The sequence below is a fragment of the Nonomuraea diastatica genome (assembly GCF_004349015.1).
In the GTDB taxonomy this organism is placed as follows: Bacteria; Actinomycetota; Actinomycetes; order Streptosporangiales; family Streptosporangiaceae; genus Nonomuraea; species Nonomuraea diastatica.
The window spans coordinates 1-25,701 of record NZ_SMKP01000162.1 but is presented as its reverse complement, the minus strand read 5'-3'; the positions used below and the strand labels follow the sequence as shown (position 1 = coordinate 25,701).

The window sequence follows — 25,701 nt, the reverse complement described above, 5'->3', positions numbered from 1 at the left end:
GCGTCCGGGGCGGCCGGGAGGGTGAGGCGGTGGGAGGTTTTGGCGCGCGCCCCTCGGCGTGAAATGTAATCCAATGTCCGGAATTCAACGGACATCTCATCGCGGGTCAGCCGCGCCATCACGTACCCGCGCCGCTGGTCGATGTAGGAAATATGTGGATTCTCCTGGATGGCCTCCGCGATCCACGTACGGTCCCGGTACCCGTCCCCGTCGCTCGCGATCGACGACGCCACCAGTTCCCTGGCCACCACCGGCGAGTCCGGGTCGTCGAAGTCCGTCTTGAGGTCGGCCAGGTGGTGCATGTGCGCGTCCCCCGTCAGCACCACCGGGTTGGAGGTGCGGGCCAGCGACTCCAGCAGCCGCGTGCGCTCGGCCGCGTAGCCGTCCCACGAGTCCAGGTTCACCTCACGTCCCGGGCCGACCTTGTGGTCGCGGTGCGCCATCATGATCTGCTGCCCGAGCAGGTTCCACCGGGTGGTGGAGCCGTGCAGCCCGCTCTCCAGCCAGCGCCACTGGCCGGGCCCGAGGAGCGTGCGGCCGTCCGCCAGCCGCTCGTCGCATCCGGCCCGCACCCCGTCCTCGCACGCCTGGTCGTCGCGGAACTGCCGGGTGTCCAGCAGGTGGAAGCGGGCCAGCCTGCCCCACGAGACCCGCCGGTTCACCCGCAGCACCGCTCCCTGGAGGCTGGCGCGGCGCAACGGCATGTTCTCGTAGTACGCCTTGAACGCCTCACGCCGGCGCCTGGCGAAGTCCCGCGCTCCCGAGCTGGAGACCGGGCCGGCCCAGTTGTTCTCCACCTCGTGGTCGTCGAACGCCACCAGCCACGGCGCCGCCGCGTGCGCGGCCTGCAGGTCCCGGTCGCTTTTGTACTGCGCGTGCCGCAGCCGGTAGTCGGCGAGCATGCGGCACTTTCCCGGCGTGTGGGTGCGTACGCGGCCGGCCAGCGCGGTGTAGCCGCTGGGGCCGTACTCGTACATGTAGTCGCCGAGGAAGACGACCAGGTCCGGCTCCTCCTGCGCCAGGCGGCGGTAGGCGGTGTAGTAGCCGTGCTCGTAGTGGGCGCACGCGGCCACCGCGAACGTGAGCGGCGTCTCCCCCTCGGGCGTGGTCCTGGTGCGGCCGGCCGGTGAGAGCCGGCCCTCGCTCTTGAACCGGTAGAAGTAGTCGCGCCCCGGCTCCAGCCCCTTGAGCTCGACGTGGACGCTGTGGGCGTTGCGCGCCCTGGCGGTGGCGGTGCCGGATCTGACGATCGTGGCGAAACGTTCGTCGGCCGACACCTGCCAGGCGACGTCCACGTCGCGAGAGGGCATGCCGCCGCGCCCGTCGCCGTTCAGCGGGGCGACGGCCAGCCTGGTCCACAGGACGAAGCCGTCGGTCGTCGGGTCGCCGGAGGCGACGCCCAGCGTGAACGGATCGGATCTGAGGGTTCTGGCCGGGGAGGCGAGGGCCGGCCGGCTGACGGGCTGCGGGAGGAGGATGCCGGCTGTCGCCGCTGTCAGGAAGGCTCTGCGGTCCACGCTCCAGGTATGTCCGCTCGTGCTGACCCGGCCGTGACCGCCGAGTCAAGGACGGATGAACAGCATCAGTCGTCCTGTCCGCGCAGCGTCGCCCTCAGCGCGGCGGCGTCGGTGAAGTGCACGCCGGTCATGCCGGCCCGCTCGGCGCCCTGGACGTTCTCCAGCCGGTCGTCGATGAAGACGATCTCGGCGGGGTCGGCGTCGAGCTCGCGGGCCACCTCGTCGTAGATCTCCTTGCCGGGTTTGACCAGGCCCATCCTGCCGCTGTAGAAGCGCCGCCCGATCGCGGCGATCCAGGGCAGCTCGTCCAGGCCGTCGCTGACGCAGACGGGCGCGTTGGACAGCAGAGCCACGTCGCGGCCCGCCTCGATCAGATCGCCCAGGACGGCGACCGTGCCCTCGTCGGGATGGGCCCAGCTCGCGATGTCCATGGCGACCAGCCGAGCGGTCTCGGCGTGGGTGACGGGCCTGCCGAGTACCGCCGACCAGTAGGTGAACGGCGTCAGGCTCCCCCGGTCGAACGCGAGGCGATGCTCCCAGTAGCCGCGGCTGAACCTCTCAAGGCCGGCCCCCGCGGCCCGCGCCATGGCGCCCGCGTCGGACTCGGGCTGGGGCAGGGAAAGGACACCGCCATAGTCGAACACGATCCACGTCATGCCAGGAATGGTCGCAGATGCGGGTCGAGCGCCGGGCAGCCGAGGTATTTCTCGGCCGTGTGGAAGTCGATCCAGTCGAGGTTGACCAGTTCCTCGGCGTCGACGCCGGTGAAGCTTTCACGCAGCGCGGGCGGGATGGCGGCGATGTCGTCCTTGTCGGCGATGTTCACCCAGCGCCCGACGTTCTCGGGCCGCTCACCGCGGCCGTTGACGGGGGCGGGCAGGAGGCGTTCGAAGACGACGTGGCGCATGCCGAGCGGGCTGCCGAGGGTGACCAGCAGGTCGATCTCGAGCTCGGGGTGCGCCCAGAGCGTCTCGTACGCGACGACGCTGCCGAGCGAGTGCGCGATCACCACCCTGGGCCGGTTGCGCCGGATGACGTCGGCCACGATCTGCTGGCAGCTCTCTCGCTTCGCCTGGTCGGTGAGGTACGTCGCCACCTCGGGCGCGAACAGCTTCGCGAACGCCGCCGATCTGCCGTCCAGCCTGTCGAGCAGCCAGCCGGTGACCGATTTGAGCGCTCCTGTGATGTGCTCGCCGAGGCCCATGTTCCTAGCCCAGCCGGCGAGGACCTCCTGGGCCCCGGTCTCCATCGCGGCGACGGATTCCGGCGCGTCGTCGTCGCCCCTGTCATCGGGCCCGCCGTCGTGAAGGTGGTGGGAGAAGTACGCGATCTCGGCGAAGTAGGCCGCGGGCTCCGCGCCGAGCGTCGCGTTCAGGTAGCGGTCCCACTTGCGGCGCATGGCCTCCGCCGCCCCGGCCGCGGACCGTCCTGCGTCCACGTAGTAGTTGTACTTGCCGATTCCGTGCACGCCGACGATGGCCGCCACAGCGCCTCCCCACCCGTGATCGTTTGATGCGCGATATTGGCATACGCCGCTTGCATCCCGCCGTCAAACCGGTCTTCCTCGCCGTGCGGGAGGGAAATGCCGTTGCGACCCGCATAGGTCGCCCAGATACGGTGACACTTCACTGAGGACGTCGAACAGGAGTTTCACGCATGCCCGGCCCGCTGGTCGTCAACGACTCGGTCGTCATCCCCGACGCCGAGCTCGTCTGGCGCTTCTCGCGCTCGTCAGGCCCGGGCGGCCAGGGCGTCAACACCACGGACAGCCGCGTGGAGCTGACCTTCGACCTGGCCGCGAGCACCGCGCTGCCGCCAGCGCTCAAAGAGCGGGCCCGCGGCCGGCTGGGCACCGGCACGATCACGATCGCCGCCTCCGAATACCGCTCGCAGCTGCGCAACAGGGAGGCCGCGCGGCACCGCCTGGCCCAGCGCCTGCGCGAGGCCATCGCCCCGCCGCCCAAGCGCCGCCGCCCGACCAAGCCGAGCCGCGGCGCCGTCGAGCGGCGCATCACCGCCAAGAAGCACCGCTCCGACGTCAAACGCCTGCGCCGCGATCCTTAGGGCGACCCCTAGGGCGACAGCGAGAGCACGGGTTCCAGGATCCCGGCGGGGCAGAGCTGCCGGATCACCGCGCGCACCTGGTCCCGCAGGGCTGCCGGTCTGAGGCGGCCGTACTCGTCGAAATGGGGGCAGGCGGGTGAGATCACCAGCTCGGCGCCCATGACGACCGCCCCGGCGCTCTGGAGCCGCTTGTAGAGCTCCGCCTGGGCCCACATGGCGCCGCAGGCGCGGGCGCTCGCGCTCATGACCGCGACGTGCTTGCCGGACAGGCCGTCGCGGGCCGCCATCCAGTCCAGCGCGTACGTCAGCTCGGAGGGCAGCAGGCTGTGCTCGGGCGCGGTCAGCAGCACGGCGTCACCGGAGGCCACCAGGCGGGCCAGCGCGCCGGCCGGCGCGGGAACGGGACCTCGGGTGTACGGCGGGATCTCGCTCAGCCCGCGCCACTCCTCGTAGACGGTGCCGCCGGGCAGCTCGGCGCCCGCGGCTACGAGCAGCCGGTTGATAAAGGACCCCCTGTTGAGGCTGGCCGCAATCCCGATGATTTTCACCCTCTGCTCCCAAGGGGTTCCGGTGTTACCGGGAAACTGCCCGATGCCTTGGATGTCCAAGACCATCCCCCGGTCAAGAGCCCCACAGGCTTTACCGGCGAAGGCTCACAGGCGCTCGTCCGAGGCTCGGGGACGGCGGAAGATCAGCGCGAGCACGCGCAGCACGAGGATGGCCGAGATGACCAGCAGGTTGTAGCCGATGAGCTGGAACAACGACGTCGTGCCCAGCGCGGCGGGTCCGCCGTCGATGCCGAGGAGGATGACCGCCATGATCCCGGCCGTCGCGCCGAGCACCGTGAGCAGCACCTGGTGCAGCAGGCCGGTGAGGTAGGCGCGGTCGCGGTCGTCGGCGAGCAGGCGCACGTTCATGCTGAACCTGCCGTGCTCGGCCGCGCTGGCGATGCGCTCCACACGGCGCGGCAGGCGGCGCAGCATCGGCACCAGCGCGGCCAGCTCCTGGGCGACGGACTCCTTGATCGTCTCGGGGCTCACCTGCTCGGCGAGATAGCGGCCGGCGAACGCGCGGGCCTCGCCGATCAGGTTGAAGCCGGGCGAGAGGCGGATGAGCGTGCCTTCCAGGGTGGCCAGGGCGCGGAAGACGGCGGCCACCTCGGGCGGGATCGACAGCCCGTACGCGGAGACGATCTTGAACAGGTCGGTGAACATCTGGGCGCTGTCCATGCCGCCGGACAGGTGCCTGGCCATGAACTGGCCGAGCGCGCGTTCGAGCGCGGCCTCGTCGATGTCCTCGGGCCTGGGTACGACCTCCAGCAGCGCGTCGGTCACGCCCAGGGGGTCCTGCCGGTTCATGGCCAGCAGGAAACGCTGCAGGGCGGAGCGCACGCCGGCGTCGAGCCGGCCGACCGAGCCGAAGTCGAGCAGGCCCAGCGTGCCGTCGTCGAGCAGCATGAGATTGCCGGGATGCGGGTCGGCGTGGAAGACGCCCTCGACGAGAATCTGCCTGAGCAGGCAGTCGAGCAGGTCGCGGGCCAGCTCGGGGCCCTGCTCGCGGGCGGCCGCGGTGACCGGCCTGCCCGACAGCCGCTGCATGACAAGCACCCGTTCGGTGCACAGAGCGCCGATCGGGGCCGGGTAGGTGACGCTGCCGCCCTCAGAGGCGGTGACGGCGGCCATGTTGGCGGCCTCGACCCGGAAGTCCAGCTCCTCGCGGATGGCGGTGGCGAACCCCTCGCCCAGATCGCGCAGGCCGAGCGAGCGGCCCCATCGGGTCCTGGACTCCAGCGTGACGGCCAGCCGCCGGACGATGTCGAGGTCCTTGGCGACGACCGCGCCGATGCCCGGCCGCTGCACCTTGACCACCACGCTCTGACCGTCGTGCAGCCGGGCGACGTGGACCTGCCCGATGGAGGCGGCGGCCAGCGGCGTCCGGTCGAACTCGGCGAACACCTCGTCGACCGGCCCGCCCAGCTCCGCGGCGAGCACCGGCTCGATCCGCTCCCGCGGCGCGGGCGCCACCTGGTCCTGCAGCCGCCCCAGCTCCTCGACGAACTCCGCGGGCAGCAGGTCGCGACGGGTCGACAGGACCTGGCCGAGCTTGACGAACGTGACCCCGCCGTCCTCGAGCGCCTCGCGCAGCGACCTGGCCAGCCGCAGCTTGCCCGAGTGGTCCTCCAGGCGCTCACCCCGGCCCCGCAGGTAGGGGCCGAGGCCGTGCCTGATGGCGATCCTGGTGATCTGCGAGTAGCGCCTGGCCCGGGAGATCCGGCCGCGCACGGAGCGGAACAACTCCAGCGGGCCCGGCACCGAGCCGGGTGGCACCAGCGCCTCGGCCAGCACCAGGATCACCATGGGGATGAGCACCACGCACATGATGACGAGCAGCAGCAGCCCCAGCGCACCCGGGCCGGGCGCGGTCTCCCGGTCGGCCGGGCCGATGAGCCCGAGGATCGGCTCCAGCACCGGCTGCGCCAGCCCGAAGGCGACCAGGGCCGCCAGGAACGTCCGGACCATGCCGAACCTGACGTTCAGCAGCCGTTGCGCCGCCACGGCCAGCGCGATGACCGTCAGGAACGTGAAGAGCCAGATGAGCAGCTGAGCGGGGAGATCCATGAGGCGTCATCATGCCACCGCCGGGCGGCGCCCTGCGCCGGGGTCATGTGCAGGCGATCATTGACGGGGCGGTCACGTGCGGGCGGCGGCGCGGGCGCGGCGCTCCTCCCGGCGCTCGACGAACCTGGCGGCTGTCGCGTCGGTCCTGGCCAGGAACGCCGACAGCTCCTCGCGGGCCTGCTCACCCTCGGCGTCCAGCCCGGTCTTGTCGAACACGGCCCACTGCTTCAGCACCGGCATGAGCACGTCGTCGAGGTGGAGGCGCAGGTCGTAGATGCCCTCGTGGGCGATGATCATGGCCTTGCGGGCGAAGCCGTCCATCCCGGTGCCCGGCATCTGGAACGTCGTGACGACGTCGGTGACCGAACGCATGGTCTGGTTGGGGTCGAGCTCGAAGGCGGCCTTGAGCAGGTTGCGGTAGAAGAGCATGTGCAGGTTCTCGTCGGCGGCGATCCTGGCGAGCAGCCGCTCGCAGCCCTCGTCGCCGGAGGCCTTGCCGGTGTTGCGGTGCGAGATGCGGGTGGCCAGCTCCTGGAAGGAGACGTACGCGAGCTGCTGGAGCATGGTGCCGTACTCGGTGGCGAAGCCGTGCTCCATGTGGCGCATGCGGGCCCGTTCGAGGGCGACGGGGTCGACGGCGCGGGTCACGGTGAGATAGTCGCGCAGCGCGGTGCCGTGGCGGTCCTCCTCGGCGGTCCACCGGTGCACCCAGGTGCCCCAGGCGCCGTCGCGGCCGAACGTGGTGGCGATCTCGTGGTGGTAGCTCGGCAGGTTGTCCTCGGTGAGGAGGTTGACGATGAGGGAGACGCGGGCCGCCTCGGGGATCTTGGAGTCGCCTTCCTGCCACCCCTCGCCCCCGTAGATGCCGTCGAAGTCGCGGCCTTCGCTCCACGGGATGTACTCGTGCGGGAACCACTCTTTGGCCATTTTCTCGTGGCGGTCGAGCTCCTCCACCACCACGGGCTCGAGCTCGTGCAGCAGCTCCGTCTGAGTCATCGCCATAAAGATCTTCTCCTTCAGGTTACGGTACCGTAGGTTAGGCTACCCGAAGGACATACCGGTCAAATAGGGTGGCCGTATGCGACCGAGTGTCCGGGGTGTCCTTCTCGACGACGACGAGCGGCTGGTGCTCTTCCGGCGCACGGTGCCGGGCCGCGACGTCTACTGGTCGGTGCCGGGCGGCCACGTCGAGCCGGAGGACGGCTCCCTGGTCGACACGTTGCGCCGCGAACTGCTCGAGGAGCTCGGCGCCACGGTCTTCGGCGTGACGCCGCTGATCACCGTGTCCTACGCGTGGAAGGGCGCGGTCAAGACGCAGCACGTCTTCGGCTGCCGGCTGGCGTCGATGGACCCCGGGCTGCGACACGGGCCGGAGCTGGAGGATGCGTCGCGCGGAGTGTACGAGGTGGTGCGGGTGCCGCTGGACCGTGCGGAGATCACCACGCGCCACCTGGTGCCCGAGGCGGTGGCGGACTACCTGTCGTCCGCCATCACCCAGCTCCCCCTGCTCATCGGCCAGGACGCGTGACCCGCGGCGGGCACCGGACGCCTTCAGTCGTTCTCCCGCCGCTTCAGCAGGCGGTCGAGCTTGATGCCGAGATCGGTCATCTCGGACCGCAGGGAGTTGAACTCGTGCTCCAGCCCTGACCGGACGGCCGCGAACTCGTCGGCGACCATGCCCTCACCCGCTCCGGGGCCGGGCGGACAGGCGCTCACCTCCCGCCGGATGGCCGCGATCTCGGTCTCGACGGCCGCGAACTGCTCGGCCATCTCGACCCTGCCGTCCGCGAGCGCGGACTTCACCGCCGCGACGTCCGCCCGCAGGCTCCTGGTCCGGTCGCCGATCTCGCGCAGGAACTCCGCCTGGCGGTCGAGCTCGCCGCGGCGATCGATCGCCACGACCCCGTGCCGGACGCCCGTCTCAAGCTCTTCGACACGGAGTTTCAGGTCGAGAATCTCCGCCCGCATGTCCACGCACGCCTACCTCTGCCATGACCGGATGGGAACGCAGCCGCCGGCACCGGCGGCCAGCCTCTGTCATCATATGGTCGCAGGGAGTAGCCGTGGCCGGTGTTCGCCGTAACGGCCGGGTGTGATTTCTTCCCCCGTCACGCGGGCCACCGCAGCGGGCCGTCACCCCTCGCCACCTGGCAAGCCCGGCAATCGGGGCCAGGCCGGTCGCTCTCCCGACCGGGCGCGGGAGAAAAGTCCGGGGGAAACTTCTCCGCCGGACTTCAGCGCCGGTCCTCGATCTCCCAGAGGTGGTCGATGACATGCCAGGCGATGCGGCGCAGCGCGTAGCGGGGCGGCCAGCCCGTCGTCTGGGGCGGCTCCCACGGGCGCGGCAGGACCTCCGCCAGTTCCTCGCGCATCGCGTCGCGGTCACCGCGGGGATCGGTAGGGCCGGTGCCGCACGCCCACCTTCCTGGCGAAGGCCCGCTCGGCGTTCTCCACGTGATCGACGATCTTCGTGAGGTCGCGTCCCCCGCCCCGCGGGCCCCTGCGCAGCTCTTCCGGCGAGGCGGCGGCGGTCTCGTCGAACAGGCCCCAGGCCGCCCGCAGCAGGGCGACGCCGCGCCCCGCCTCAGGGCCGGGCAGCGGTTCGAGGTCGAGATCGGGCACCGCGTACGGCGCCCCGAAGTCGGTCATGTCGCTGCCCGGCACGCGCCCCGCCACCACCAGGTCGCCCGGCGCGAACTCCAGCCCGGCCCGCGCGGCCACCCCGCGGTAGCGGGGCGCGTATTCCCCGAGCCGGTCGAGCGCCGCCTCCTCGCCCCTGGCGATCCGGCACCAGCCGGGCCAGTCGAGCGAGCAGGCGAAACCTACTTCGGACCGGTCTCCAGATAAACACGGGTCATGACATGAGAGCCTGCCAGGCGTACCTGTCAGGGAACGTCAGGTTCAGATGAGATCGATGAGGTCGGCCACCGAGTCGACCACCAGGGACGGGCGGTAGGGGAACCGCTCGACCTCGTCGCGCGCGGTGACGCCGGTGAGGACCAGGATCGTGTAGAGCCCCGCCTCCATGCCGCACACGATGTCGGTGTCCATGCGGTCGCCGATCATCGCGGTGGTCTCGCTGTGGCCGCCGATGGCGTTGAGCGCGCTGCGCATCATGCGGGGATTGGGCTTGCCGACGAAGTAGGGGGCGACGCCCGTGGCCTTGGTGATCATGGCCGCCACGGCGCCGCAGGCCGGCAGGGAACCCTCGGTGGAGGGGCCGATCGCGTCGGGGTTGGTGGCGATGAAGCGCGCGCCGCCCTCGATGAGCCGGATGGCGCGGGTGATCTGGGTGAAGCTGTAGGTGCGGGTCTCACCCAGCACGACGTAGTCGGGATCGAGGTCGGTGAGCACATAGCCCACCTCGTGCAGCGCCGTCGTCAGGCCTGCCTCGCCGATCACGTACGCCGAGCCGCCCGCCCGCTGGTCGTCGAGGAACTCCGCGGTGGCCACGGCGGAGGTCCAGATGGACGCGGGGGGCACATCGAGGCCCGCGGCGCTCAGCCGCACGGAAAGGTCGCGCGCCGTGTAGATCGAGTTGTTGGTCAGCACCCGGAAGGGTGTGCCGGATTCGCTGAGTCGTTTGATGAATTCGTCCGCACCGGGGATCGGCCTCCCCTCGTGGACGAGCACGCCGTCCATGTCGGACAACCAGAAGTCGATCCGCTTACGCTCGGTCACGGCCCTATCGTACCGAGCCGCGCCGCACCGGCCCCCACCCTCCGGGCACCGCCACGTAGGCACGCACATCGCCGCCAGCGTGGCATGGCTGGACGCGGCTGGCCGGACATGAACAATGGCCTCATGTCGTTCACTGAATCCGCGCAGGACATGCGGGACGAAATCGTTCAGCTCAGGCACTCGTTGCACACCACTCCGGAGATCGGTCTTCAGCTGCCCCGCACCCAGGAGAAGGTGCTGGCCGCCCTGGACGGGCTGCCGTTGGAGATCAAGACGGGCACGGCGCTGAGCTCCGTGACCGCGGTCCTGAGGGGCGGGCGGCCTGGCCCCGCCGTGCTGCTGCGCGGCGACATGGACGCGCTGCCCGTGACGGAGAAGAACGACCTGCCGTACGTCTCCCGGCTGGCGGGGCAGATGCACGCGTGCGGGCACGATCTGCACACCGCGATGCTGGTGGGAGCGGCGCGGCTGCTGAGCGCGCGGCGCGACGAGCTGGCCGGGGACGTCGTCTTCATGTTCCAGCCGGGAGAGGAGGGCCACGACGGCGCCAAACACATGATCGACGAGGGCGTGCTCGACGCGGCCGGCTCTCGCCCTGTGGCGGCCTACGGCATGCACGTGGTCTCCTCGATGTTGCCGCTGGCACTGTTCGCCTCGCGGCCGGGGCCGATCATGGCGGCGGCGGACACGTTCTCCGTGACGGTCAGGGGGCGGGGCGGCCACGGCTCGAGCCCGCACCGGTCCCTTGACCCGATCCAGGCGGGCTGCGAGATGGTCGCGGCGCTGCAGTCGATGGTGACCAGGACGTTCGACGTGTTCGACCCCGTGGTCGTGACGGTGGGCAGCTTCCACGGCGGGTCGGCGGACAACATCATCCCCGACGACGCCCGGTTCGACGCGACGGTGCGCACCTTCAGCAAGGAGAACAGGACGCTGGTCAAGCGGCGGCTGGTGGAGGTCGTGGAGGGCATCGCGGCGGCACACGGGCTGCGGGCCGAGGCGTCGTTCGGGATGGGCTACCCGGTGACGGTGAACGACGAGAGCGAGGCGGACTTCCTGGGCAGGACGGCCGGCGAGCTGTTCGGGCCCGGTCGCTACTTCGTCTCGCCGCAGCCGGTGATGGGCTCGGAGGACTTCTCGTACGTGCTGGACTCCGTGCCTGGGGCGTTCGTCTTCCTGGGGGCGTGCCCGCCCGGCCGCGACCCGGCCACGGCCCCCTACAACCACTCGCCCGAGGCGGTCTTCGACGACTCGGTCCTGCCGGACGGGGCCGCGCTCTACGCCACCCTCGCCCACGAGCGGCTCGCCGGGGTGGGCTGACGTGCGCGCCTGGGTGGTGAACCAGCCTGGGCCGATGGCGTCGGGACCGCTGGAGCTCGTCGAGCGGGAGGTGCCCGAGCCGGGGCCCGGCGAGGTGCTGGTGCGGGTGGAGGCGTGCGGCGTGTGCCGTACGGACCTGCATCTGGCGGAGGGCGACCTGGCACCGCGGCGGCCCCGCACCACGCCGGGCCACCAGGCGGTCGGCCGGGTCGTCGGCACGGGCCGGCGGGTCGGCGTGGCCTGGCTCCGCTCCACCTGCGGCAGGTGCCGTTACTGCGTCCGGGGGATGGAGAACCTCTGCCCGCACTCCACCTACACCGGGTGGGACGCCGACGGCGGGTTCGCCGACTATCTCGTCGCGCCGTCCGCCTACGTCTATCCCCTGCCCGGCGAACCTCCCGCCGAGTGGCTGGCGCCGCTGCTGTGCGCGGGGATCATCGGCTACCGCGCGCTGGCCCGCGCCGACCTGCCGCAGGGCGGGCGGCTGGGCATCTACGGGTTCGGGGCCTCGGCCCACCTGACCGCGCAGGCCGCCATCGCGCAGGGGGCCACGGTGCACGCCGTCAGCAGGTCTCCCGCCTCCCGCGAGCTGGCGCTGGAGCTGGGAGCGGCCACGGCGACGGGTGACCCGCCGCCGGAGCCGCTGGACTCGGCCATCCTGTTCGCGCCGGTGGGCACGCTGGTGCCGCCGGCGCTGGAGGCGCTCGACCGGGGCGGGACGCTGGCCATCGCCGGGATCCACCTGACCGACGTGCCGCCGCTGAACTACGAGCGGCACCTTTTCCAGGAGCGGACCGTGCGCAGCGTGACGGCCAACACCAGGGCCGACGGGCGGGCCTATCTGGAGCTCGCGCTGGCCCACCGGCCGCGCGTGACGACGACTCCCTATCCCTTGGAGGAAGCCGCCCAGGCGCTGGCCGATCTGGCGAACGACCAGGTCAACGGGGCTGCCGTCTTGGTAATGAACTGACGTTTTACTTGACGGCGCTTAGCTCCACTTCGCACACTGATGAAGGAAAGTTACATTAGCCTCACAACACCTGGAGATTATTGACGCCGGTCTGACGCGATCGTAGTGTCCGGTCAACTCCTGCAGATCCTCAACAGGCTCGATATCCCCCGGAGCGGCAAATGAAGCGACTGGCAGCGGTAGTGGCGTTGCTGGGCCTTGCCACCGCGACTGCGGCGTGCAGTGGTGGCACCACCAACAATTCAGGCGGCTCGGGCGGTGGTGGCGGCCTTTTCACCACGATCGACGTCAACAGGCCGGGCCTCGACGCGAGCGCGCCCGCCAACCCGTGGCACCCGAAGGGTAACTCCTTCCTGGGCTACAACGCGATGAAGCTGGGCTGGGTCAAGAACCACGTGACCGACCCCAACCAGTTCTACCCCGGCATCGCGGCGAAATGGGAGATCGCTGAAGACAACTCCTCGGTCACCCTGCACCTGCAGCCGAACGCCAAGTGGTCCGACGGCAAGCCGGTCACGGCCGAGGACGTCAAGCTTTCCATCGGCATCGCCTACACGCAGGGCAGCACCGCGTTCGCGATCACGCCCGGCGCGGCCGGAGCGGCGGCCGAGGTGGAGGTCGTCGACGACAAGACGATCAAGGTCACCCAGGACATGTCCAACCCGAGCTCGAAGTTCGCCCGCGGTGTCCTCGACAGCCTGGTCGTGCCCGCCCACGTGTGGAACAGCGTGCTGCCCGCCGACTTCTGGGAGAAGCTGAAGACCTCCAGGGGCACCGGCGACGCAGCCGAGAAGGCGCGCGAGGAGATCCTCGCCGTCGGCCAGAAGGTGCTCGCCTTCAAGCCGCCGGAGGACGTCTCCGCCGGCCCGTTCACGCTGGAGCGGGTCAACCCCGGCGAGGCGCTGCTGCTGAAGAACAAGAGCTTCTTCAACGCCGCCAACGTCGCTCCCGACCAGGTCAAGTTCCTCAACTACAGCGGCAACGAGCAGATCTGGAACTACCTGACCGCCGGCAAGCTCGACCAGTCCGGCTTCGTCGCCGCCCCCACCGACGTGATGAACCGCATCAAGCAGGCCCCCGGCTCCCACCTGATCAAGGGCTTCTCGCCGGTGGCCGTCGGCATGGCGTTCAACCAGTCGAAGAAGCCGTACGACAACGTGCACGTGCGGCGCGGCCTGGCCTACCTGATCGACCGCCAGCAGGTCACCAAGGTGGCCTCCCCCGAGGGCGGCACGGCGGCCGTGACGACGACCGGCATCCACCAGAAGCCCGCCCAGGAGTGGATCGGCGACGAACTGTCGAGCCTGGAGCCGTACGCGCACGACGTGGCCAAGGCGGAGACGGAGTTCAAGGAAGCCGGCCTGCAGAAGAAGAACGGCAAGTGGACGCTGGCCGACGGGTCGCCGTGGAAGGTGACCATGCACGCGCCCTCCGGCTTCTCCGACTGGATTTCCGCGCAGGAGAACATCAAGAGCCAGCTCATCGAGAACGGCGTGGACGCCGAGGTCGTCACCGTCGCCGACTACCCGATCTACCTTGAGGAGATCGCGGCCGGCAAGTACGACGTCGGCTTCTGGCTGATGGCCCTCGGCCCCGCGCCGTACGACATCTACCAGCGCCTCTACGGCGCCTCCAACGGCTGGACCAATGTCGCGGGCAAGGTCAAGCACAGTGCTCCCGGCAAGGGCGGCAACTGGATGGGCAGCGCCGAGGAGATCGACGTCGAAGGCGTCGGTAAGATCAACCCGGGTGAGCTGACCGGCGAGCTCAACGCGGCCTCCGCGGAAGAGGCCAAGCCGATCATGACGCAGCTCGCCAAGGCCGCCAACCAGGACCTTCCCGCCATCCAGCTGTGGGACTACGTGAACACGCAGTTCACCAACACCAGCCGCTTCACCGGCTGGCCCGAGCAGGACAGCGACCTGCTGCGCCTGCCGGCCGGGGTCTGGATCCAGCTCGGCCTGGTCAAGAAGAAGCAGTAGAGAAAGAGCCTATGACGGTCATCGCACGCCGACTCGCGGGCCATCTGGCCCGCGGGATCGTCATGATCCTGGTCGTCGCCACGATCAGTTTCTTCATCGTCAGGAGCATTCCCGGTGACCCGGTCGCCGCGAACGTGCAGAAGCTGATCGAGCAGGGCATGGCGCCCGAGGCGGCCGAGCAGGCGACCCGCGTGCTGTACGGATTCCAGCCCACGGGCTCGCTCTGGCAGCAGTACACCGACTACATGGCGGGCCTGCTCACCTTCGACCTGGGCCAGTCCGTGACCCACGCCGGCGCCCCGGTCACCCAGGTGCTCGGCGACGCGGCCAAGTGGACCGTGCTCCCGGTGCTGGCCGGCACGTTGCTGAGCTTCCTCGTCGGCATCATCCTGGGCGTCTACGCGGCCATCAAGCGCACGGGCAAGCTCGGCGACATCCTGGCCATCTCGGGGTCGCTGCTGCACGGCGTGCCGCAGTACGTGCTGGGCCTGCTGCTCAGCGCGATCTTCGCGACGCTCATCCCGATCCTGCCCGCCGACGGCCCGGTGGACATCCTCTTCGAGCCCGGGTTCAACGCCGGCTACATCGGCTCGCTGATCGAGCACGCGGTGCTGCCGGTGGTGACGTACGCGCTGGCCGCGTACGGCGGGTGGATCCTGGCGATGAAGTCGAGCGTGGTGACCGTGCTGGGCGACGACTTCATCCTGGCCGCCGAGCTGCGCGGGATGAAGCGCTCGATCGTCTTCAGGTACATCGCGCGCAACGCGATCCTGCCGCTGTTCACGATCCTCGCGCTGTCGCTGGGGCTGCTGCTCGGCGGCGCGGTGTTCATCGAGCGGATCTTCAACTATCCGGGGCTCGGGCTGCTGCTCCTCGACAGCATCACCATGCGCGACTACGCGCTGATGGGCGGGGCGTTCCTGCTGATCACGGCGGCCATCATCGTGGCCAACATCATCGCGGACCTGTTCTACAGCGTGATCGACCCGCGGGTCCGCGGCGGGGAGGAGGTCGGCGCATGAGTGTGCTGCTGGAGAGCACGTCGACGAGCGCCGCCATGCGGCGCAACTTCTGGTCGGGCGTGTGGCGCGTGATGAAGCGCAAGCCCAGCCGCCTGGTGGGCGTCGTGCTGATGGCCGGGTTCGTGTTCATGGGCCTGTTCGGGCCGCTGTTCTACGCGGACCCGCTGCCCCGCGACCCCAGCATGCTCACCAGGCCGCCGAGCTGGGAGCACTGGCTCGGCACCGACGACCAGGGCAGGGACGTGATCGCCCTGGTGGTCACCGGCTCCCGCTACGTCCTGCTTGCCGCCCTCGTCACCGCCGTCATCACGGTCGTGCTGGGCACCGCCATCGGGCTGTTCTCCGGCTTCAAACGGGGCCGCTGGGACACCGTGCTCATGCGGCTCACCGACATGAAGCTGACCATCCCCGGCCTGCCGCTGCTGCTGGTGTTGTCGACGGTGTGGAAGTTCAACAGCGCCGTGCAGATGGGCCTGGTGCTGGGGTTGCTCAGCTGGGGCGGCGTGGCGCGGGCCGTGCGGGCGCAGACCCTGTCGCTGCGCGAGCGCGGCTTCATCGAGGCGGCGCGCGGGCTCGGGCTGTCCACCACGCACATCGTGGGCAAGGAACTGCTGCCGAGCATGGCCCCGTACATCGCGATGAACATGCTCATCGCGATCACCGGCGGCGTCTACTCGCAGGTCGGGCTCTTCTTCCTGGGCGTGCTGCCGTACGAGTCGAACAACTGGGGCCAGATGCTCAACACGGCCGTGTTCCGCTCGGGCGCGCTGACCGTGCCGAGCGCGCTCGGCTTCCTGCTGGGGCCGCTGCTGGCGATCCTGCTGCTGACGCTGGCCATCGTGCTCGTGGTCGACGCCATGGACGAGATCTTCAACCCCCGGCTGCGCGAGGAGTGACCGTGACGAAGAGTGCGCCGGGAGTGCGCATCGACGGCCTCACGGTCGTCTACAAGACGCCCGCGGGCGAGTTGCCCGCGGTCAGGGACGTGGACCTGACGCTGGAGCCCGGCACGATCACCGGCATCGTCGGCGAGTCCGGCTCGGGCAAGTCCACGCTCGCGCTGTCGCTGCTGAACGCGGTGCAGCCGCCGGGACGGATTTCGGCGGGCAGCGTCGAGATCGACGGGCTCGGCGACGTGGTGGGCCTGAAGAACGAGCAGCTGCGCAAGGCGCGCGGCAAGCACATCGGCTACGTCTTCCAGGCCGCCCAGAACTCCCTCAACCCGCTCAAGACCGTCGGCAAGCAGCTGCTCGACCTGGGCCGCTCGCACGGCGTGGACGACCTGCGCGGTCTCGTGCGCGAGGCCAAGGAGCTGCTCGGCCGGATGGGCCTGGACGGCGCCAGGGTGCTCGACTCGCACCAGCACGAGCTGTCCGGCGGCATGCGCCAGCGGGTCGGCATCATGCTCGCGCTGGTGCTCAACGCGCACCTGGTCGTGCTGGACGAGCCGACGACCGCGCTCGACATGATCACCCAGGCGAACATCCTGAAGATCGTCCGTGAGGTGCACGCGGAGCGCGGCCTGACGACGCTCGTCATCACGCACGACATCGGCGTGGTGGCCGAGGTCGCCGACCGGCTGGCCGTCATGTACGGCGGGCGGCTCGTCGAGCAGGGCCCGACCAGAGAGGTGCTGGGCGCGCCGCGGCACCCTTACACCAAGGGCCTGATCAGGGCCATCCCCCGGCTCGTCGGCGACATCGACGAGGCACAGGCGCTGCCGGGACGGCCGCCGACGCTGGCCACGGTGCCGGCCGAGGGCTGCGTGTTCAGGGAGCGCTGCCCGCTGCGCATGGACGTGTGCGACACCGTGGACCCCGACGCCCGCGTCGACGCCGGCGCCGGCGGGCCCAGGGCCGTGGCCTGCCACGCCGTGACCGTGAAGGAGCACGCATGATCACCGGGACCGGGATCGTCAAGACGTTCAAGCAGCGGGGCAAGGTGCTCGGCGCCCGCGAGGTGCAGGCGCTGCGCGGCGTCGACTTCGCGATCCCGAAGGGCGGCGCGGCCTCGTTCATCGGCGAGTCCGGATGCGGCAAGACCACGCTGGGGCGCATCATCGCGGGGCTGGAGACGTACGACGCGGGCGACGTCGTGATCGGCGACGTGCCGATGTCGCCGCTCAAGCCCAAGCAGCGCCAGCCGCACTTCCGCAAGATCCAGATGATTCACCAGGACCCCTACTCCGCGCTCAACCCGACCAGGACGGTCCACCAGACGCTGCACGCGCCGCTCAGCCTGCGGGCCAAGCAGACCGGGCGGTCCAGGTCGTGGATGGAGGAGCGGGCGGCCGAGGTGTTGTCGCTGGTGGGGCTCGATCCGGGCTCGGTGTTGTCGCGCTACCCGCACCAGTTGTCCGGCGGCATGCGGCAGCGGGTCGTCATCGCGCGGGCGCTGACCGTCGATCCCGAGATGCTCGTCGCGGACGAGGCCGTCTCGATGATCGACGTGTCGCTGCGGCTGGGCATCCTGGCGCTGCTGAAGGACCTGCGCGAGCGGCTGGGCGTGAGCGTGTTGTTCATCACGCACGACGTGGCCACCGCCCGCTACATCGGCGACGACGGTGAGCTGTACGTCATCTACCGCGGCCAGGTCGTCGAGCGCGGCCCGGTGGACACGATCATCGCCGACCCGGTGCACCCGTACACGCAGTCGCTGCTGTCGGCCATCCCGGTGCTGCACGGCCTGGAACGGCCGGGCGAGCAGCCGGTGGAGCCGCTGGAGTCGCTGGACGAGAGCCAGGCCGACGAGGGGTGCCTGTTCGCCCGCCGCTGCCCGTTCCGCGGCGAGCGGTGCGAGGACGAGCGGCCGCTGCTGCACCTGGCCCAGGGTGTCCCGCAGGAGCACGCGTGCTTCTTCCCCGAGCGCCGCAGCGTGATCGCCCGCCCGATGAGCGAGGTCTGATGGCCCACACCGTGCGGGCCGTCCCATGGTCTGCGGGATCGACCGCCGGGCTCGCCGAGGCGTCCGAGGTCGCCACCGCGGCGCTGACGCTGGACACCGCGGAGGCCGCGGCCCTGATCGGCCATCTGTCGCGGCCCCCTGCCGGGCGGAAGTGGACGGCGCTGACCACGGACGGCGGGGTCGTGATGGCGTCGATGTCCGCCAAGGACGGCAACGACGCCGGGCTCCCGGCCGGGCACATCGACCTGCTGGCCGTGCATCCGTCGGCGCGGGGCCGGGGGCGCGGGCGGGCGCTGGTGCGGGCGGCCGAGGAGTGGCTGGCCGGGCAGGGCGCCCGGCAGGTGCGCTTCGCCGGCAACACGCCGTGCTACGCCTGGCCGGGCATCGACGTGCGCTACACCGCCGCGGCCTGCCTCGCCGAGCGTCTCGGGTACGAGAACTACTCCCTCGCCTGGAACATGACGGCCGACCTGGGCGTGGACCTGTCCGTGGAGGACGACCTCGAACGGCTGGCACGGCGCGGCGTGACCGTGCGCGCGGCCGGCGACGACCGCGAGCGGGTCACGGCGTTCGTCCGCGAGCACTTCAACGCGTCCTGGGCCTGGGAGGCGGCGCACGCGGCCGGGGTGCACTACGGCGAGCGCGACGGCCGTGTCCTGGGGTTCGCCGCCTGGGGGGCGCGGCCCGCGTGGTTCGGGCCCACGGGCACCGCGCCGGACGCGCGCGGCCTGGGCCTCGGCCGGGTGCTGCTGCGCAGGTGCCTGGCCGACCAGCGTGCCGCCGGGCAGGCCGAATCCCAGATCGGGTGGGTCGGGCCGTTGCGCTTCTACTCGCGTGCCGTCGGCGCGCGGGCGGAACGCGTCTTCTGGCTCTACCGGCGCGATCTGGCGTGATGGCCCGCGTCCTTGCACAACCTGACACCCGCCGGGGGCCGTTGGACGCGGCCCCCGCAGGCGCGCGTTCAGCCCTCCGCGCCGCCGCCGTACAGCAGCCGGCCCTCGGGATGGGCCGGAGGCGGGCACAGGCCGCGGGGGTCCTCGCCGGCCTCCAGGGTGCGGGTCAGCGCGTCGGAGCCCCACAGGTGGTCCATGAACAGCTCGGGGCCCCACCAGCGCAGGTCGCCGGGGTAGAGCGTGCGGGCCACGTGCACCATCGACAGGCCCGTCAGCACTGGCCGGAAGGCGTTGCGATCGTGCACGTGGAGCTGGACTCCGCGTACGGGCGTGCCGGCGTGCTTGTGGAAGGTCGGCGTGAACCACGTCTCGCGGAAGCGCACGCCCGGCAGGCCGAGCCCGGCCAGCGCGGGGGCGAACCGCCCGTCGACGTACGGCGCCCCGACCAGCTCGAACGGCCTGGTGGTGCCGCGCCCCTCGGAGAAGTCGGTGCCCTCGAACAGGCCGGTGCCCGGGTAGACGAGCGCGGTGTCCACGGTCGGCATGTTGACCGACGGCATCACCCAGGGCAGCCCGGTCTCGGCGTACGTCATGTCGCGCCGCCAGCCCTCCATCTCGATCACGTGCAGGTCCAGGTCGAACCCGAACAGCACGGCCAGCTCCCCCACGGTCCTGCCGTGCCGCACGGGCAGCGGGAACCGCCCCACGAAGCTGGCGAACGCCGGGTCGAGCAGCGGGCCCTCCTCCACGGTGCCGCCGAGCGGGTTGGGCCGGTCCAGCACCACGAACCTCAGCCCCAGCCGGGCGGCGGACTCCATGAGGTCGTACATGGTCCAGACGTAGGTGTAGAAGCGGGCGCCGACGTCGGCGATGTCGAAGACCAGGGTGTCCACCCCGGAGGAGGCGACGACGCGGTCCAGGGCCTCGCCCGAGAGCTTGTGGGTGTCGTACACCGGCAGCCCGGTCCTCTCGTCCACCGTGTCGCCCTCGCTGCCGGCCGCCTGCGCGGTGCCGCGCATGCCGTGCTCGGGTCCGAACATGGCGGTGAGGCCGGCGCCCGCGGCCATGAGCGCGTCGGGGGTGGGGGTCAGGTCGGGAAGGATTCCGGTGGGATTCGTGATCAGGCCGAGGCGGGATCCCCCTGCGAGCGAGGGGGTCGTGGCCAGCCGTTCTGCTCCGGTGCGTACGTGCGTCATGAACCCATTGTCTGAAAGATATTTACAAGAGAGAAGTAAAGGGTGGAAATTAGCGTCATGATTGATCCGCTACCCGAGCTGTCCACCGAGCAGAGCGACCCCCGCTACAGCCAGATCGACCGGCTGCCCACCGAGGAGATCGCTCGACTGATGAACCAGGCCGACACGGCCGTGCCCGCCGCCGTGGCGGCGGCCATCCCCGCCATCTCGGCCGCCATCGACGCCATCGCGGCGCGGATGGCCGAGGGCGGCCGGCTGTTGTACGTCGGCGCGGGAACGTCGGGGCGGCTGGCGGTGCTCGACGCCAGCGAGTGCCCGCCCACGTTCGGCACCGATCCTTCGCTGGTGCAGGGCATCATCGCCGGCGGGCCCGAGGCGCTGACCCGGTCCGTCGAGGGTGCGGAGGACGACGCGGTGGCCGGGGCCGCCGCCATCAAGACCCTGGAGGCGGGGCCGCTGGACTCGGTGCTGGGCGTCTCCGCCAGCGGCCGGGCCCCTTTCGTGCTGGGCGCGCTGGCGGAGGCGGCCGGCCGCGGCGCGCTCACCGCCGCCCTGTCGTGCAACGCGGACGCGCCGCTGTCGGCCGCCGCCGAGCACGCGATCGAGGTGGTCGTGGGTCCCGAGGTGGTGACCGGCTCGACCCGCCTCAAGGCCGGGACGGCGCAGAAGCTCGTGCTGAACATGATCTCCACGATCTCCATGGTCCGGCTCGGCCGCACGTACGGCAACGAGATGATCGAGATGTCGGCGATGAACAGCAAGCTCGCCGGGCGGGCGTTGCGCATGGTCAGGGACATCACCGGAGCCGACCAGGAGACGGCCGTGGCGGCGCTGGACGCGGCCGGAGGCCAGGCGAAGATCGCGGTGCTGATGATCCAGCACGGGCTCGACGCCGAGGCGGCCCGCGCGCTGCTGGAGTCGCACGGCGAGCGCCTCAGCGACGCGCTGAGCGGCTGACGCCGCCACGCCACGACGGGGCCGCGACGGGGATGAGGGGACGGGGATGAACGATCGGCTGGACACGATCCTGGCGGACGGGGTGCCGCGCGTGTGCTCGGCGGCGGTCGCGCTGATCGCCGTCAACGGCTCCGTGGCCGCCGCCTCGGCGGCCGGCGAGCTCGTACGGTACGCGGACGCGGACGGGACGCCGGCCGGGGAGCGCCCGCCGGCACGCCGCGACTCGATCTTCGACCTGGCCTCGATCAGCAAGCTGTTCACCACGGTCGTCCTGCTCTCGCTGGCCGAGGAGGGCCGGCTGGACCTGGACGAGCCCGTGGCGCGCCGGATCCCCGTGCGCGACGGGCGGATCACCCTGCGCCACCTGCTCACCCACACGGCGGGTCTGCCGCCGACCCGCCGCATCGACCGGGAACTGCCCGGCGCGGACGCCGCCGCGCGGCTGGCCGCGATGCTGGAGACGCCGATCGTCCACCCGGTCGGCGGGCCCTACCTCTACAGCGACGTCGGCATGGTCATGGCGGGCCGGATCGCGGAACTGGCCGGCGGCGCGCCGCTGGACGCGCTGGTCCGCACCCGGGTCACCGAGGCGCTCGGCCTGGCCGACACCGGCTACCGGCCCGCGTCCGCGGCGCGCGTGGCCGCGACCGAGTGGAAGCCGGAGCGCCCGGGCCCAGACTGTGCGCCCGGCTGTGTGCGCGGGGAGGTGCACGACGAGACCGCCTACGCGCTGGGCGGTGTGGCGGGGCACGCGGGGCTGTTCGCGACGGCCGGGGACGTGCTGGCCTTCGGCGAGGCGCTGCGGCGTGGCGGCGGCCCGATGCTGAGCCGCGAGAGCGTGGCCGAGATGACGCGCGACCAGGGTGCGGAGGGCGCGCCCTTCCGCCAGGGCCTGGGGGTGCGGCTCGGCGACCCGGCCATCGTGGGGCCGCTGGACGGCGCGTACGGGCATTCCGGCTTCACCGGCACCTCGCTCGCCGTCGATCCCGATCGCCGGCTGACCGTGGTGCTGCTGACGAACGCCGTGCATCCGGTGCGGGGCCGCGACGGCATCCGCGAAATGCGTCATGCGGTCGCCGCCGAAGCGCTCCGCGCGGCTGACCTCGCCCTTTGACAGGACGTAATTACGACACCACAAAGAGCGTATTGCTCAGCCCAAAACGGTGTGTGAAGGTACTGGTGAGGTGGCTGTGAACGGTAGGCCACCTCAGGGTTCCTTTCATCAGAAGGGCCTCGGGCACACATGGGTGGACCTCCATCGGCCAAACAACCGTCGCAACAGAACCGATTTATCCAGCGATTTTCTGGAATGGGTAGATTCAGCCTGGTTTGGTGTGGCCAGGTCGTCACCCTCGTCGGAAATTCTGTTCTCCGCTTCTCCCTGGTCATCCAGGCATGGACCGTCGACCACCAGGTCACCCAGGTGGTGGCGCTGTCGCTCTGCGCGCTGCTGCCCCAGATGCTGCTGAGCCCCACCGCGGGCGCCATCGTCGACCGCTTCCGCAAGCGCACCGCCCTGCAGCTGGCCGACCTCGGCGGGCTCGTGGCCGTCGCCGCCATGACGGCCGTCTATTTCCTCGGCGACCTGCACCTGTGGCAGGTCTACGTCACCGTCGCGCTGCTCGGCGCCGCCGCCGCCTTCCAGTTTCCCGCCCTGTCGTCGGCCGTGCCGCTGCTGGTCGGCAAGGAGCAGCTGCAGCGGGCCAACGGCCTGCTCGCCACCGCCAAGAGCGTCGCCGACGTGGGCGGGCCCGCGCTGGCCGGGCTGCTCGTGGTGACCGGCGGCCTCGGCGTGGTGCTCTGGATCGACCTGGTGAGCTTCGCGGTCGCGCTGCTCACCGTACGCCTGGTGCGCATGGACGGCGACCAGCCCGGCGAGGCCGGGACGCGCAAACGCCTCGGCGCCGACTCGCTGGAGGGGCTGCGCTACCTGTTCGCCCAGCCCAGCCTGCGCGGGCTCATCCTGGTGTTCTTCACGGTCAATCTCGTGATGGTCTTCGGGTTCGCCGTGGTGCAGCCGATGATCCTGGCCAGGACCGGCAGCGACGTCTCCGCGCTGGCCAGCGTGAACGCCGGCATCGGCGCCGGCGGCATCGCGGGCGGCCTGCTGCTGGCCGCCTGGGGCGGGCCGAAGAACCGGGTGCTCGGCATGATGCTCGGCGTCATCGGCATGTGCGTGAGCGCGCAGATCGCGACCGCCGTGGTGCACGGCGTCGTCGCCTGGACCGCGGCCATGCTCGTCGGCGCCATGATCATGCCGATCGTCAACGGCTCGATGCAGTCGATCATCCAGACCAAGGTGCCGAAGGACCGGCAGGGGCGGGTGTTCGGCGCTGTCATGTTCGTCTCGCAGATCTCCTCGCCGGTCGCGATGGCCTTCTCCGGGCCGCTCGCCGACCAGGTCTTCGAGCCGCAGGCCGCGGCCGGCACCGGCCTGGCCGGGCTGCTGCGGCCCCTCGTCGGGACCGGGCCCGGCAGCGGCATGGCGGCGATGTTGTTCATCGCCGGCCTGCTCGGGGCCGGCGCCGCGCTGTGGGGCCTGGCCCGCCGCGCCGTACGCCACATCGACGTGCTGACCCCCGACCTCGAGAAGCAACCCGCGGGAGGCTGACCATGACCACCAACCCCTTCGAGGACGAGAACGGCTCCTACCTGGTGCTGGTGAACGACGAGAACCAGCACTCGCTCTGGCCGGCCGGCATCGACGTGCCCGCGGGCTGGCGGGTGGCGCTGGAGGAGAGCCCGCGGGCCGCGTGCCTGTCCTACATCGAGGCGCACTGGACCGACATGCGCCCGGCGAGCCTCACCCGGTCGTGACGATGGGCGTACCGAACGGCTCTCCAGGCGGTGTGCACGAGATCTTCGCGCGGCAGGCGGCGCGGACCCCCGGCAGGACGGCCCTCATCTGCGAAGGCGAGCGGCTGACCTATGCCGAGCTGGACGCGCGCGCCTCGGCGCTCGCCGCGCGGCTCGAGGCGGCGCTCACAACGGGGCTCGCAACGGGGCCGGGCGTGCGGCCGGGCCGCCTCGTCGGGGTGCGCATGGAACGCGGCGCCGAGTTCGTCGTCGCACTTCTGGCCGTCCTGAAGGCCGGCGCCGGATACCTGGTGCTCGATCCGGACTTCCCCGAGGAACGGCTGCGCGCGGTGGTGGCCGACGCGGGCGCCGCCGCCGTCCTCACCTCCGGAGGGCTCGAACTTCTGCCGTACGACGCCCGCCACGACGGCGTCGCCTGCGTGATGTACACCTCAGGCTCCACCGGCAGGCCCAAGGGCGTCGCCGCCCCGCACCGGGCGATCGTGGCCACGGTGACGGGCCAGGACTACGCGCCGTTCGACGCGGTGTGGCTGCAGTGCTCGCCGGTGTCGTGGGACGCGTTCGCCCTGGAGTTGTGGGGGCCGCTGTTGTCCGGCGGCACCTGCGTGCTGCATCCAGGGCAGCGGCCCGACCCGATGGTGATGGCGCGGCTGGCCGCCGAACACCAGGTCACCTGCATGTACCTGTCGAGCAGCCTGTTCAACGTGATCGTGGACGAGTACCCCGGCGCGCTCGCCGGCGTACGCCACCTGATCGTCGGCGGCGAGGCGCCGTCGCCCGCGCACGTCGGGCGCGCCCTCGAACGCCATCCAGGACTGCGGGTGAGCAACGGCTACGGGCCGGTCGAAGGCATGATCTTCATGACCACGCACCCGATCACCGCCGGCGACGGGCCCGTGCCCATCGGCACGCCGCTGCGGGGCAAGCGGGTGCACGTCCTGGACGCGCGGCTGCGGCCGGTGGCGGACGGGGAGGTCGGCGAGCTGTACGCGGCCGGTGAGGGACTGGCCCTGGGCTATCTCGGGCGGCCGGGGGCGACGGCCGAGCGGTTCGTGGCCGACCCGTTCGGCGCGCCGGGCGAACGCATGTACCGCACGGGCGACCTGGTGCGGCGCCGCGCGGGGACGCTGGAGTACGTGGGGCGGGCGGACGAGCAGGTCAAGATCCGCGGGTTCCGGATCGAGCCGGCCGAGGTGGTCTCCGTGCTGGACACCCACCCGGCCGCCGCCCGGGTGAGCGTCGTGGCCAGGGAGGACACGCCCGGCGAATGGCGGCTGGTCGCGTACGTGGTGCCGCGCCCCGGGCACGCGGTGGACGGCGAGGTGCTGCGGGCCCACGCCGCGGCCGCGCTGCCCTCCTTCATGGTGCCGTCGGCGTTCGTGGTGCTGGAGGCGTTTCCGCTGACCGCTACCGGCAAGCTGGACCGGGCCGCGCTGCCCGCTCCCTCGTACGAGCCGGCCGGCTCCGAGGGGCCGCGCGACGAGGTGGAGCGGCGGCTGTGCGAGCTGTTCGCCGAGGTCCTCGGGGTGCCGGAGGTGGGGGTGGGCGACGACTTCTTCAGGCTGGGCGGCGACTCGCTGACGGTGGCCAGGCTCCTCAGCAGGATCCACGCCGAGCTGGGCGTGGAGGTGGGCGTCCGGACCCTGTTCGAAGGGCCGACGGTGGCCGCGGTCGCCGCTCACGTCCCGGACCTCCGCCGCGACCTGGCGAACGACCCCGGCCACGGCCTGACGGGCGACCCCGGGAACGCCGTGACGGGC

26 protein-coding genes are annotated in these 25,701 nt (G+C 71.2%); 15 read left to right on the top strand and 11 right to left on the bottom strand.

What is annotated here, in order from left to right:
• The 3 genes from E1294_RS39520 to E1294_RS39510 all read right to left on the bottom strand — a co-directional run.
• A partial coding sequence (locus E1294_RS39520; RefSeq protein WP_132516086.1) for an alkaline phosphatase D family protein occupies positions 1–1,517 on the bottom strand: 1,517 nt, incomplete at its 3' end.
• 65 nt (positions 1,518–1,582) lie between these two features.
• Positions 1,583–2,173 carry an HAD family hydrolase gene (locus E1294_RS39515; protein WP_132516085.1) on the bottom strand — a complete coding sequence of 197 codons (591 nt, stop codon included), beginning with the start codon at positions 2,171–2,173 and terminating at the stop codon, positions 1,583–1,585.
• Entirely contained in the window at positions 2,170–3,003 is an 834-nt protein-coding gene (locus E1294_RS39510; RefSeq protein WP_132516084.1) for a hypothetical protein, read from the bottom strand. Before E1294_RS39510 ends, E1294_RS39515 begins: the two co-directional genes overlap by 4 nt.
• A 170-nt stretch (positions 3,004–3,173) precedes the next feature.
• On the opposite strand from E1294_RS39510, the gene arfB reads away from it, so the two are divergent.
• Positions 3,174–3,581, top strand: a complete 408-nt coding sequence (gene arfB / locus E1294_RS39505) for an alternative ribosome rescue aminoacyl-tRNA hydrolase ArfB (RefSeq protein WP_132516083.1) — start codon at positions 3,174–3,176, stop codon at positions 3,579–3,581.
• 8 nt (positions 3,582–3,589) lie between these two features.
• Here the strand turns inward: arfB and E1294_RS39500 are convergent, their stop codons facing one another.
• From E1294_RS39500 to E1294_RS39490, 3 genes are all read right to left on the bottom strand, one after another.
• On the bottom strand, positions 3,590–4,129 hold the full coding sequence (locus E1294_RS39500; RefSeq protein ID WP_165977721.1) for an NADPH-dependent FMN reductase: 540 nt from the start codon (positions 4,127–4,129) through the stop codon (positions 3,590–3,592).
• 105 nt (positions 4,130–4,234) lie between these two features.
• Positions 4,235–6,199 (bottom strand): ABC1 kinase family protein, encoded by a 1,965-nt coding sequence (locus E1294_RS39495; RefSeq protein WP_132516081.1) that lies wholly within the window; start codon positions 6,197–6,199, stop codon positions 4,235–4,237.
• A 72-nt stretch (positions 6,200–6,271) separates the two neighbouring features.
• Positions 6,272–7,201, bottom strand: coding sequence for an acyl-ACP desaturase (locus E1294_RS39490; RefSeq protein WP_132516080.1), 930 nt, complete (start codon positions 7,199–7,201; stop codon positions 6,272–6,274).
• Positions 7,202–7,277: 76 nt separating this feature from the next.
• On the opposite strand from E1294_RS39490, the gene E1294_RS39485 reads away from it, so the two are divergent.
• The gene (locus tag E1294_RS39485; protein WP_132516079.1) at positions 7,278–7,727 is read left to right on the top strand and encodes an NUDIX domain-containing protein; all 450 of its coding nucleotides are present in this window, start codon (positions 7,278–7,280) and stop codon (positions 7,725–7,727) included.
• A gap of 23 nt (positions 7,728–7,750) precedes the next feature.
• Here E1294_RS39485 and E1294_RS39480 read toward each other — a convergent pair whose 3' ends face one another.
• The 4 genes from E1294_RS39480 to E1294_RS39470 all read right to left on the bottom strand — a co-directional run bounded on the left by E1294_RS39480 (position 7,751) and on the right by E1294_RS39470 (position 9,880).
• Positions 7,751–8,173 carry a hypothetical protein gene (locus E1294_RS39480; protein WP_132516078.1) on the bottom strand — a complete coding sequence of 141 codons (423 nt, stop codon included), beginning with the start codon at positions 8,171–8,173 and terminating at the stop codon, positions 7,751–7,753.
• A gap of 260 nt (positions 8,174–8,433) precedes the next feature.
• Positions 8,434–8,571 (bottom strand): hypothetical protein, encoded by a 138-nt coding sequence (locus E1294_RS54975; RefSeq protein ID WP_220448189.1) that lies wholly within the window; start codon positions 8,569–8,571, stop codon positions 8,434–8,436.
• A 10-nt stretch (positions 8,572–8,581) separates the two neighbouring features.
• Positions 8,582–8,920: a hypothetical protein gene (locus E1294_RS54970; RefSeq protein WP_220448188.1), complete on the bottom strand. Its 339-nt coding sequence runs from the start codon at positions 8,918–8,920 to the stop codon at positions 8,582–8,584.
• 180 nt (positions 8,921–9,100) lie between these two features.
• Positions 9,101–9,880: an HAD-IIA family hydrolase gene (locus E1294_RS39470; RefSeq protein ID WP_132516077.1), complete on the bottom strand. Its 780-nt coding sequence runs from the start codon at positions 9,878–9,880 to the stop codon at positions 9,101–9,103.
• A 123-nt stretch (positions 9,881–10,003) separates the two neighbouring features.
• On the opposite strand from E1294_RS39470, the gene E1294_RS39465 reads away from it, so the two are divergent.
• From E1294_RS39465 to E1294_RS39430, 8 genes are all read left to right on the top strand, one after another.
• Positions 10,004–11,200, top strand: coding sequence for a M20 metallopeptidase family protein (locus tag E1294_RS39465; protein ID WP_132516076.1), 1,197 nt, complete (start codon positions 10,004–10,006; stop codon positions 11,198–11,200).
• A 1-nt stretch (position 11,201) separates the two neighbouring features.
• Positions 11,202–12,170, top strand: a complete 969-nt coding sequence (locus E1294_RS39460; protein ID WP_165977720.1) for a zinc-dependent alcohol dehydrogenase family protein — start codon at positions 11,202–11,204, stop codon at positions 12,168–12,170.
• A 161-nt stretch (positions 12,171–12,331) separates the two neighbouring features.
• A complete protein-coding gene (locus tag E1294_RS39455; protein ID WP_165977719.1) occupies positions 12,332–14,152 on the top strand; it encodes an ABC transporter substrate-binding protein in 1,821 nt (606 codons plus the stop codon).
• Between the two features lie 11 nt (positions 14,153–14,163).
• The gene (locus E1294_RS39450; protein ID WP_132516075.1) at positions 14,164–15,174 is read left to right on the top strand and encodes an ABC transporter permease; all 1,011 of its coding nucleotides are present in this window, start codon (positions 14,164–14,166) and stop codon (positions 15,172–15,174) included.
• A complete protein-coding gene (locus E1294_RS39445; RefSeq protein WP_132516074.1) occupies positions 15,171–16,070 on the top strand; it encodes an ABC transporter permease in 900 nt (299 codons plus the stop codon). The genes E1294_RS39450 and E1294_RS39445 overlap by 4 nt, the downstream gene beginning before the upstream one ends.
• A gap of 2 nt (positions 16,071–16,072) precedes the next feature.
• Positions 16,073–17,071: an ABC transporter ATP-binding protein gene (locus E1294_RS39440; RefSeq protein WP_246083620.1), complete on the top strand. Its 999-nt coding sequence runs from the start codon at positions 16,073–16,075 to the stop codon at positions 17,069–17,071.
• The gene (locus tag E1294_RS39435; RefSeq protein WP_132516073.1) at positions 17,068–18,078 is read left to right on the top strand and encodes an ABC transporter ATP-binding protein; all 1,011 of its coding nucleotides are present in this window, start codon (positions 17,068–17,070) and stop codon (positions 18,076–18,078) included. The genes E1294_RS39440 and E1294_RS39435 overlap by 4 nt, the downstream gene beginning before the upstream one ends.
• Positions 18,078–18,971: a GNAT family N-acetyltransferase gene (locus E1294_RS39430; RefSeq protein ID WP_132516072.1), complete on the top strand. Its 894-nt coding sequence runs from the start codon at positions 18,078–18,080 to the stop codon at positions 18,969–18,971. Before E1294_RS39435 ends, E1294_RS39430 begins: the two co-directional genes overlap by 1 nt.
• A gap of 68 nt (positions 18,972–19,039) precedes the next feature.
• On the opposite strand, the gene E1294_RS39425 is transcribed toward E1294_RS39430, so the two are convergent.
• Positions 19,040–20,167 carry an exo-beta-N-acetylmuramidase NamZ family protein gene (locus tag E1294_RS39425; protein WP_132516071.1) on the bottom strand — a complete coding sequence of 376 codons (1,128 nt, stop codon included), beginning with the start codon at positions 20,165–20,167 and terminating at the stop codon, positions 19,040–19,042.
• 57 nt (positions 20,168–20,224) lie between these two features.
• On the opposite strand from E1294_RS39425, the gene murQ reads away from it, so the two are divergent.
• The 5 genes from murQ to E1294_RS39400 all read left to right on the top strand — a co-directional run.
• Positions 20,225–21,124 carry an N-acetylmuramic acid 6-phosphate etherase gene (murQ, locus tag E1294_RS39420; protein ID WP_132516070.1) on the top strand — a complete coding sequence of 300 codons (900 nt, stop codon included), beginning with the start codon at positions 20,225–20,227 and terminating at the stop codon, positions 21,122–21,124.
• Between the two features lie 46 nt (positions 21,125–21,170).
• Positions 21,171–22,238: a serine hydrolase domain-containing protein gene (locus tag E1294_RS39415; RefSeq protein ID WP_132516069.1), complete on the top strand. Its 1,068-nt coding sequence runs from the start codon at positions 21,171–21,173 to the stop codon at positions 22,236–22,238.
• A gap of 195 nt (positions 22,239–22,433) precedes the next feature.
• Complete coding sequence (locus E1294_RS39410) at positions 22,434–23,735, top strand: MFS transporter (RefSeq protein WP_165977718.1); 1,302 nt, start codon at positions 22,434–22,436, stop codon at positions 23,733–23,735.
• A 2-nt stretch (positions 23,736–23,737) separates the two neighbouring features.
• Positions 23,738–23,941, top strand: a complete 204-nt coding sequence (locus E1294_RS39405; RefSeq protein WP_132516067.1) for an MbtH family protein — start codon at positions 23,738–23,740, stop codon at positions 23,939–23,941.
• 2 nt (positions 23,942–23,943) lie between these two features.
• Positions 23,944–25,701, top strand: a 1,758-nt coding sequence (locus E1294_RS39400) for a non-ribosomal peptide synthetase (RefSeq protein WP_165977717.1), incomplete at its 3' end; no start/stop codon positions are given.

Coding starts and splice junctions, on each gene's coding strand:
- E1294_RS39515 (WP_132516085.1), bottom strand. CDS start 2,173: ATGACGTGGATCGTGTTCGACTATGGCGGTGTCCTTTCCCTGCCCCAG.
- arfB (WP_132516083.1), top strand. CDS start 3,174: ATGCCCGGCCCGCTGGTCGTCAACGACTCGGTCGTCATCCCCGACGCC.
- E1294_RS39495 (WP_132516081.1), bottom strand. CDS start 6,199: ATGGATCTCCCCGCTCAGCTGCTCATCTGGCTCTTCACGTTCCTGACG.
- E1294_RS39490 (WP_132516080.1), bottom strand. CDS start 7,201: ATGGCGATGACTCAGACGGAGCTGCTGCACGAGCTCGAGCCCGTGGTG.
- E1294_RS39485 (WP_132516079.1), top strand. CDS start 7,278: ATGCGACCGAGTGTCCGGGGTGTCCTTCTCGACGACGACGAGCGGCTG.
- E1294_RS54975 (WP_220448189.1), bottom strand. CDS start 8,571: ATGCGCGAGGAACTGGCGGAGGTCCTGCCGCGCCCGTGGGAGCCGCCC.
- E1294_RS39465 (WP_132516076.1), top strand. CDS start 10,004: ATGTCGTTCACTGAATCCGCGCAGGACATGCGGGACGAAATCGTTCAG.
- E1294_RS39455 (WP_165977719.1), top strand. CDS start 12,332: ATGAAGCGACTGGCAGCGGTAGTGGCGTTGCTGGGCCTTGCCACCGCG.
- E1294_RS39450 (WP_132516075.1), top strand. CDS start 14,164: ATGACGGTCATCGCACGCCGACTCGCGGGCCATCTGGCCCGCGGGATC.
- E1294_RS39445 (WP_132516074.1), top strand. CDS start 15,171: ATGAGTGTGCTGCTGGAGAGCACGTCGACGAGCGCCGCCATGCGGCGC.
- E1294_RS39435 (WP_132516073.1), top strand. CDS start 17,068: ATGATCACCGGGACCGGGATCGTCAAGACGTTCAAGCAGCGGGGCAAG.
- E1294_RS39430 (WP_132516072.1), top strand. CDS start 18,078: ATGGCCCACACCGTGCGGGCCGTCCCATGGTCTGCGGGATCGACCGCC.
- E1294_RS39425 (WP_132516071.1), bottom strand. CDS start 20,167: ATGACGCACGTACGCACCGGAGCAGAACGGCTGGCCACGACCCCCTCG.
- murQ (WP_132516070.1), top strand. CDS start 20,225: ATGATTGATCCGCTACCCGAGCTGTCCACCGAGCAGAGCGACCCCCGC.
- E1294_RS39415 (WP_132516069.1), top strand. CDS start 21,171: ATGAACGATCGGCTGGACACGATCCTGGCGGACGGGGTGCCGCGCGTG.
- E1294_RS39410 (WP_165977718.1), top strand. CDS start 22,434: ATGGGTAGATTCAGCCTGGTTTGGTGTGGCCAGGTCGTCACCCTCGTC.
- E1294_RS39405 (WP_132516067.1), top strand. CDS start 23,738: ATGACCACCAACCCCTTCGAGGACGAGAACGGCTCCTACCTGGTGCTG.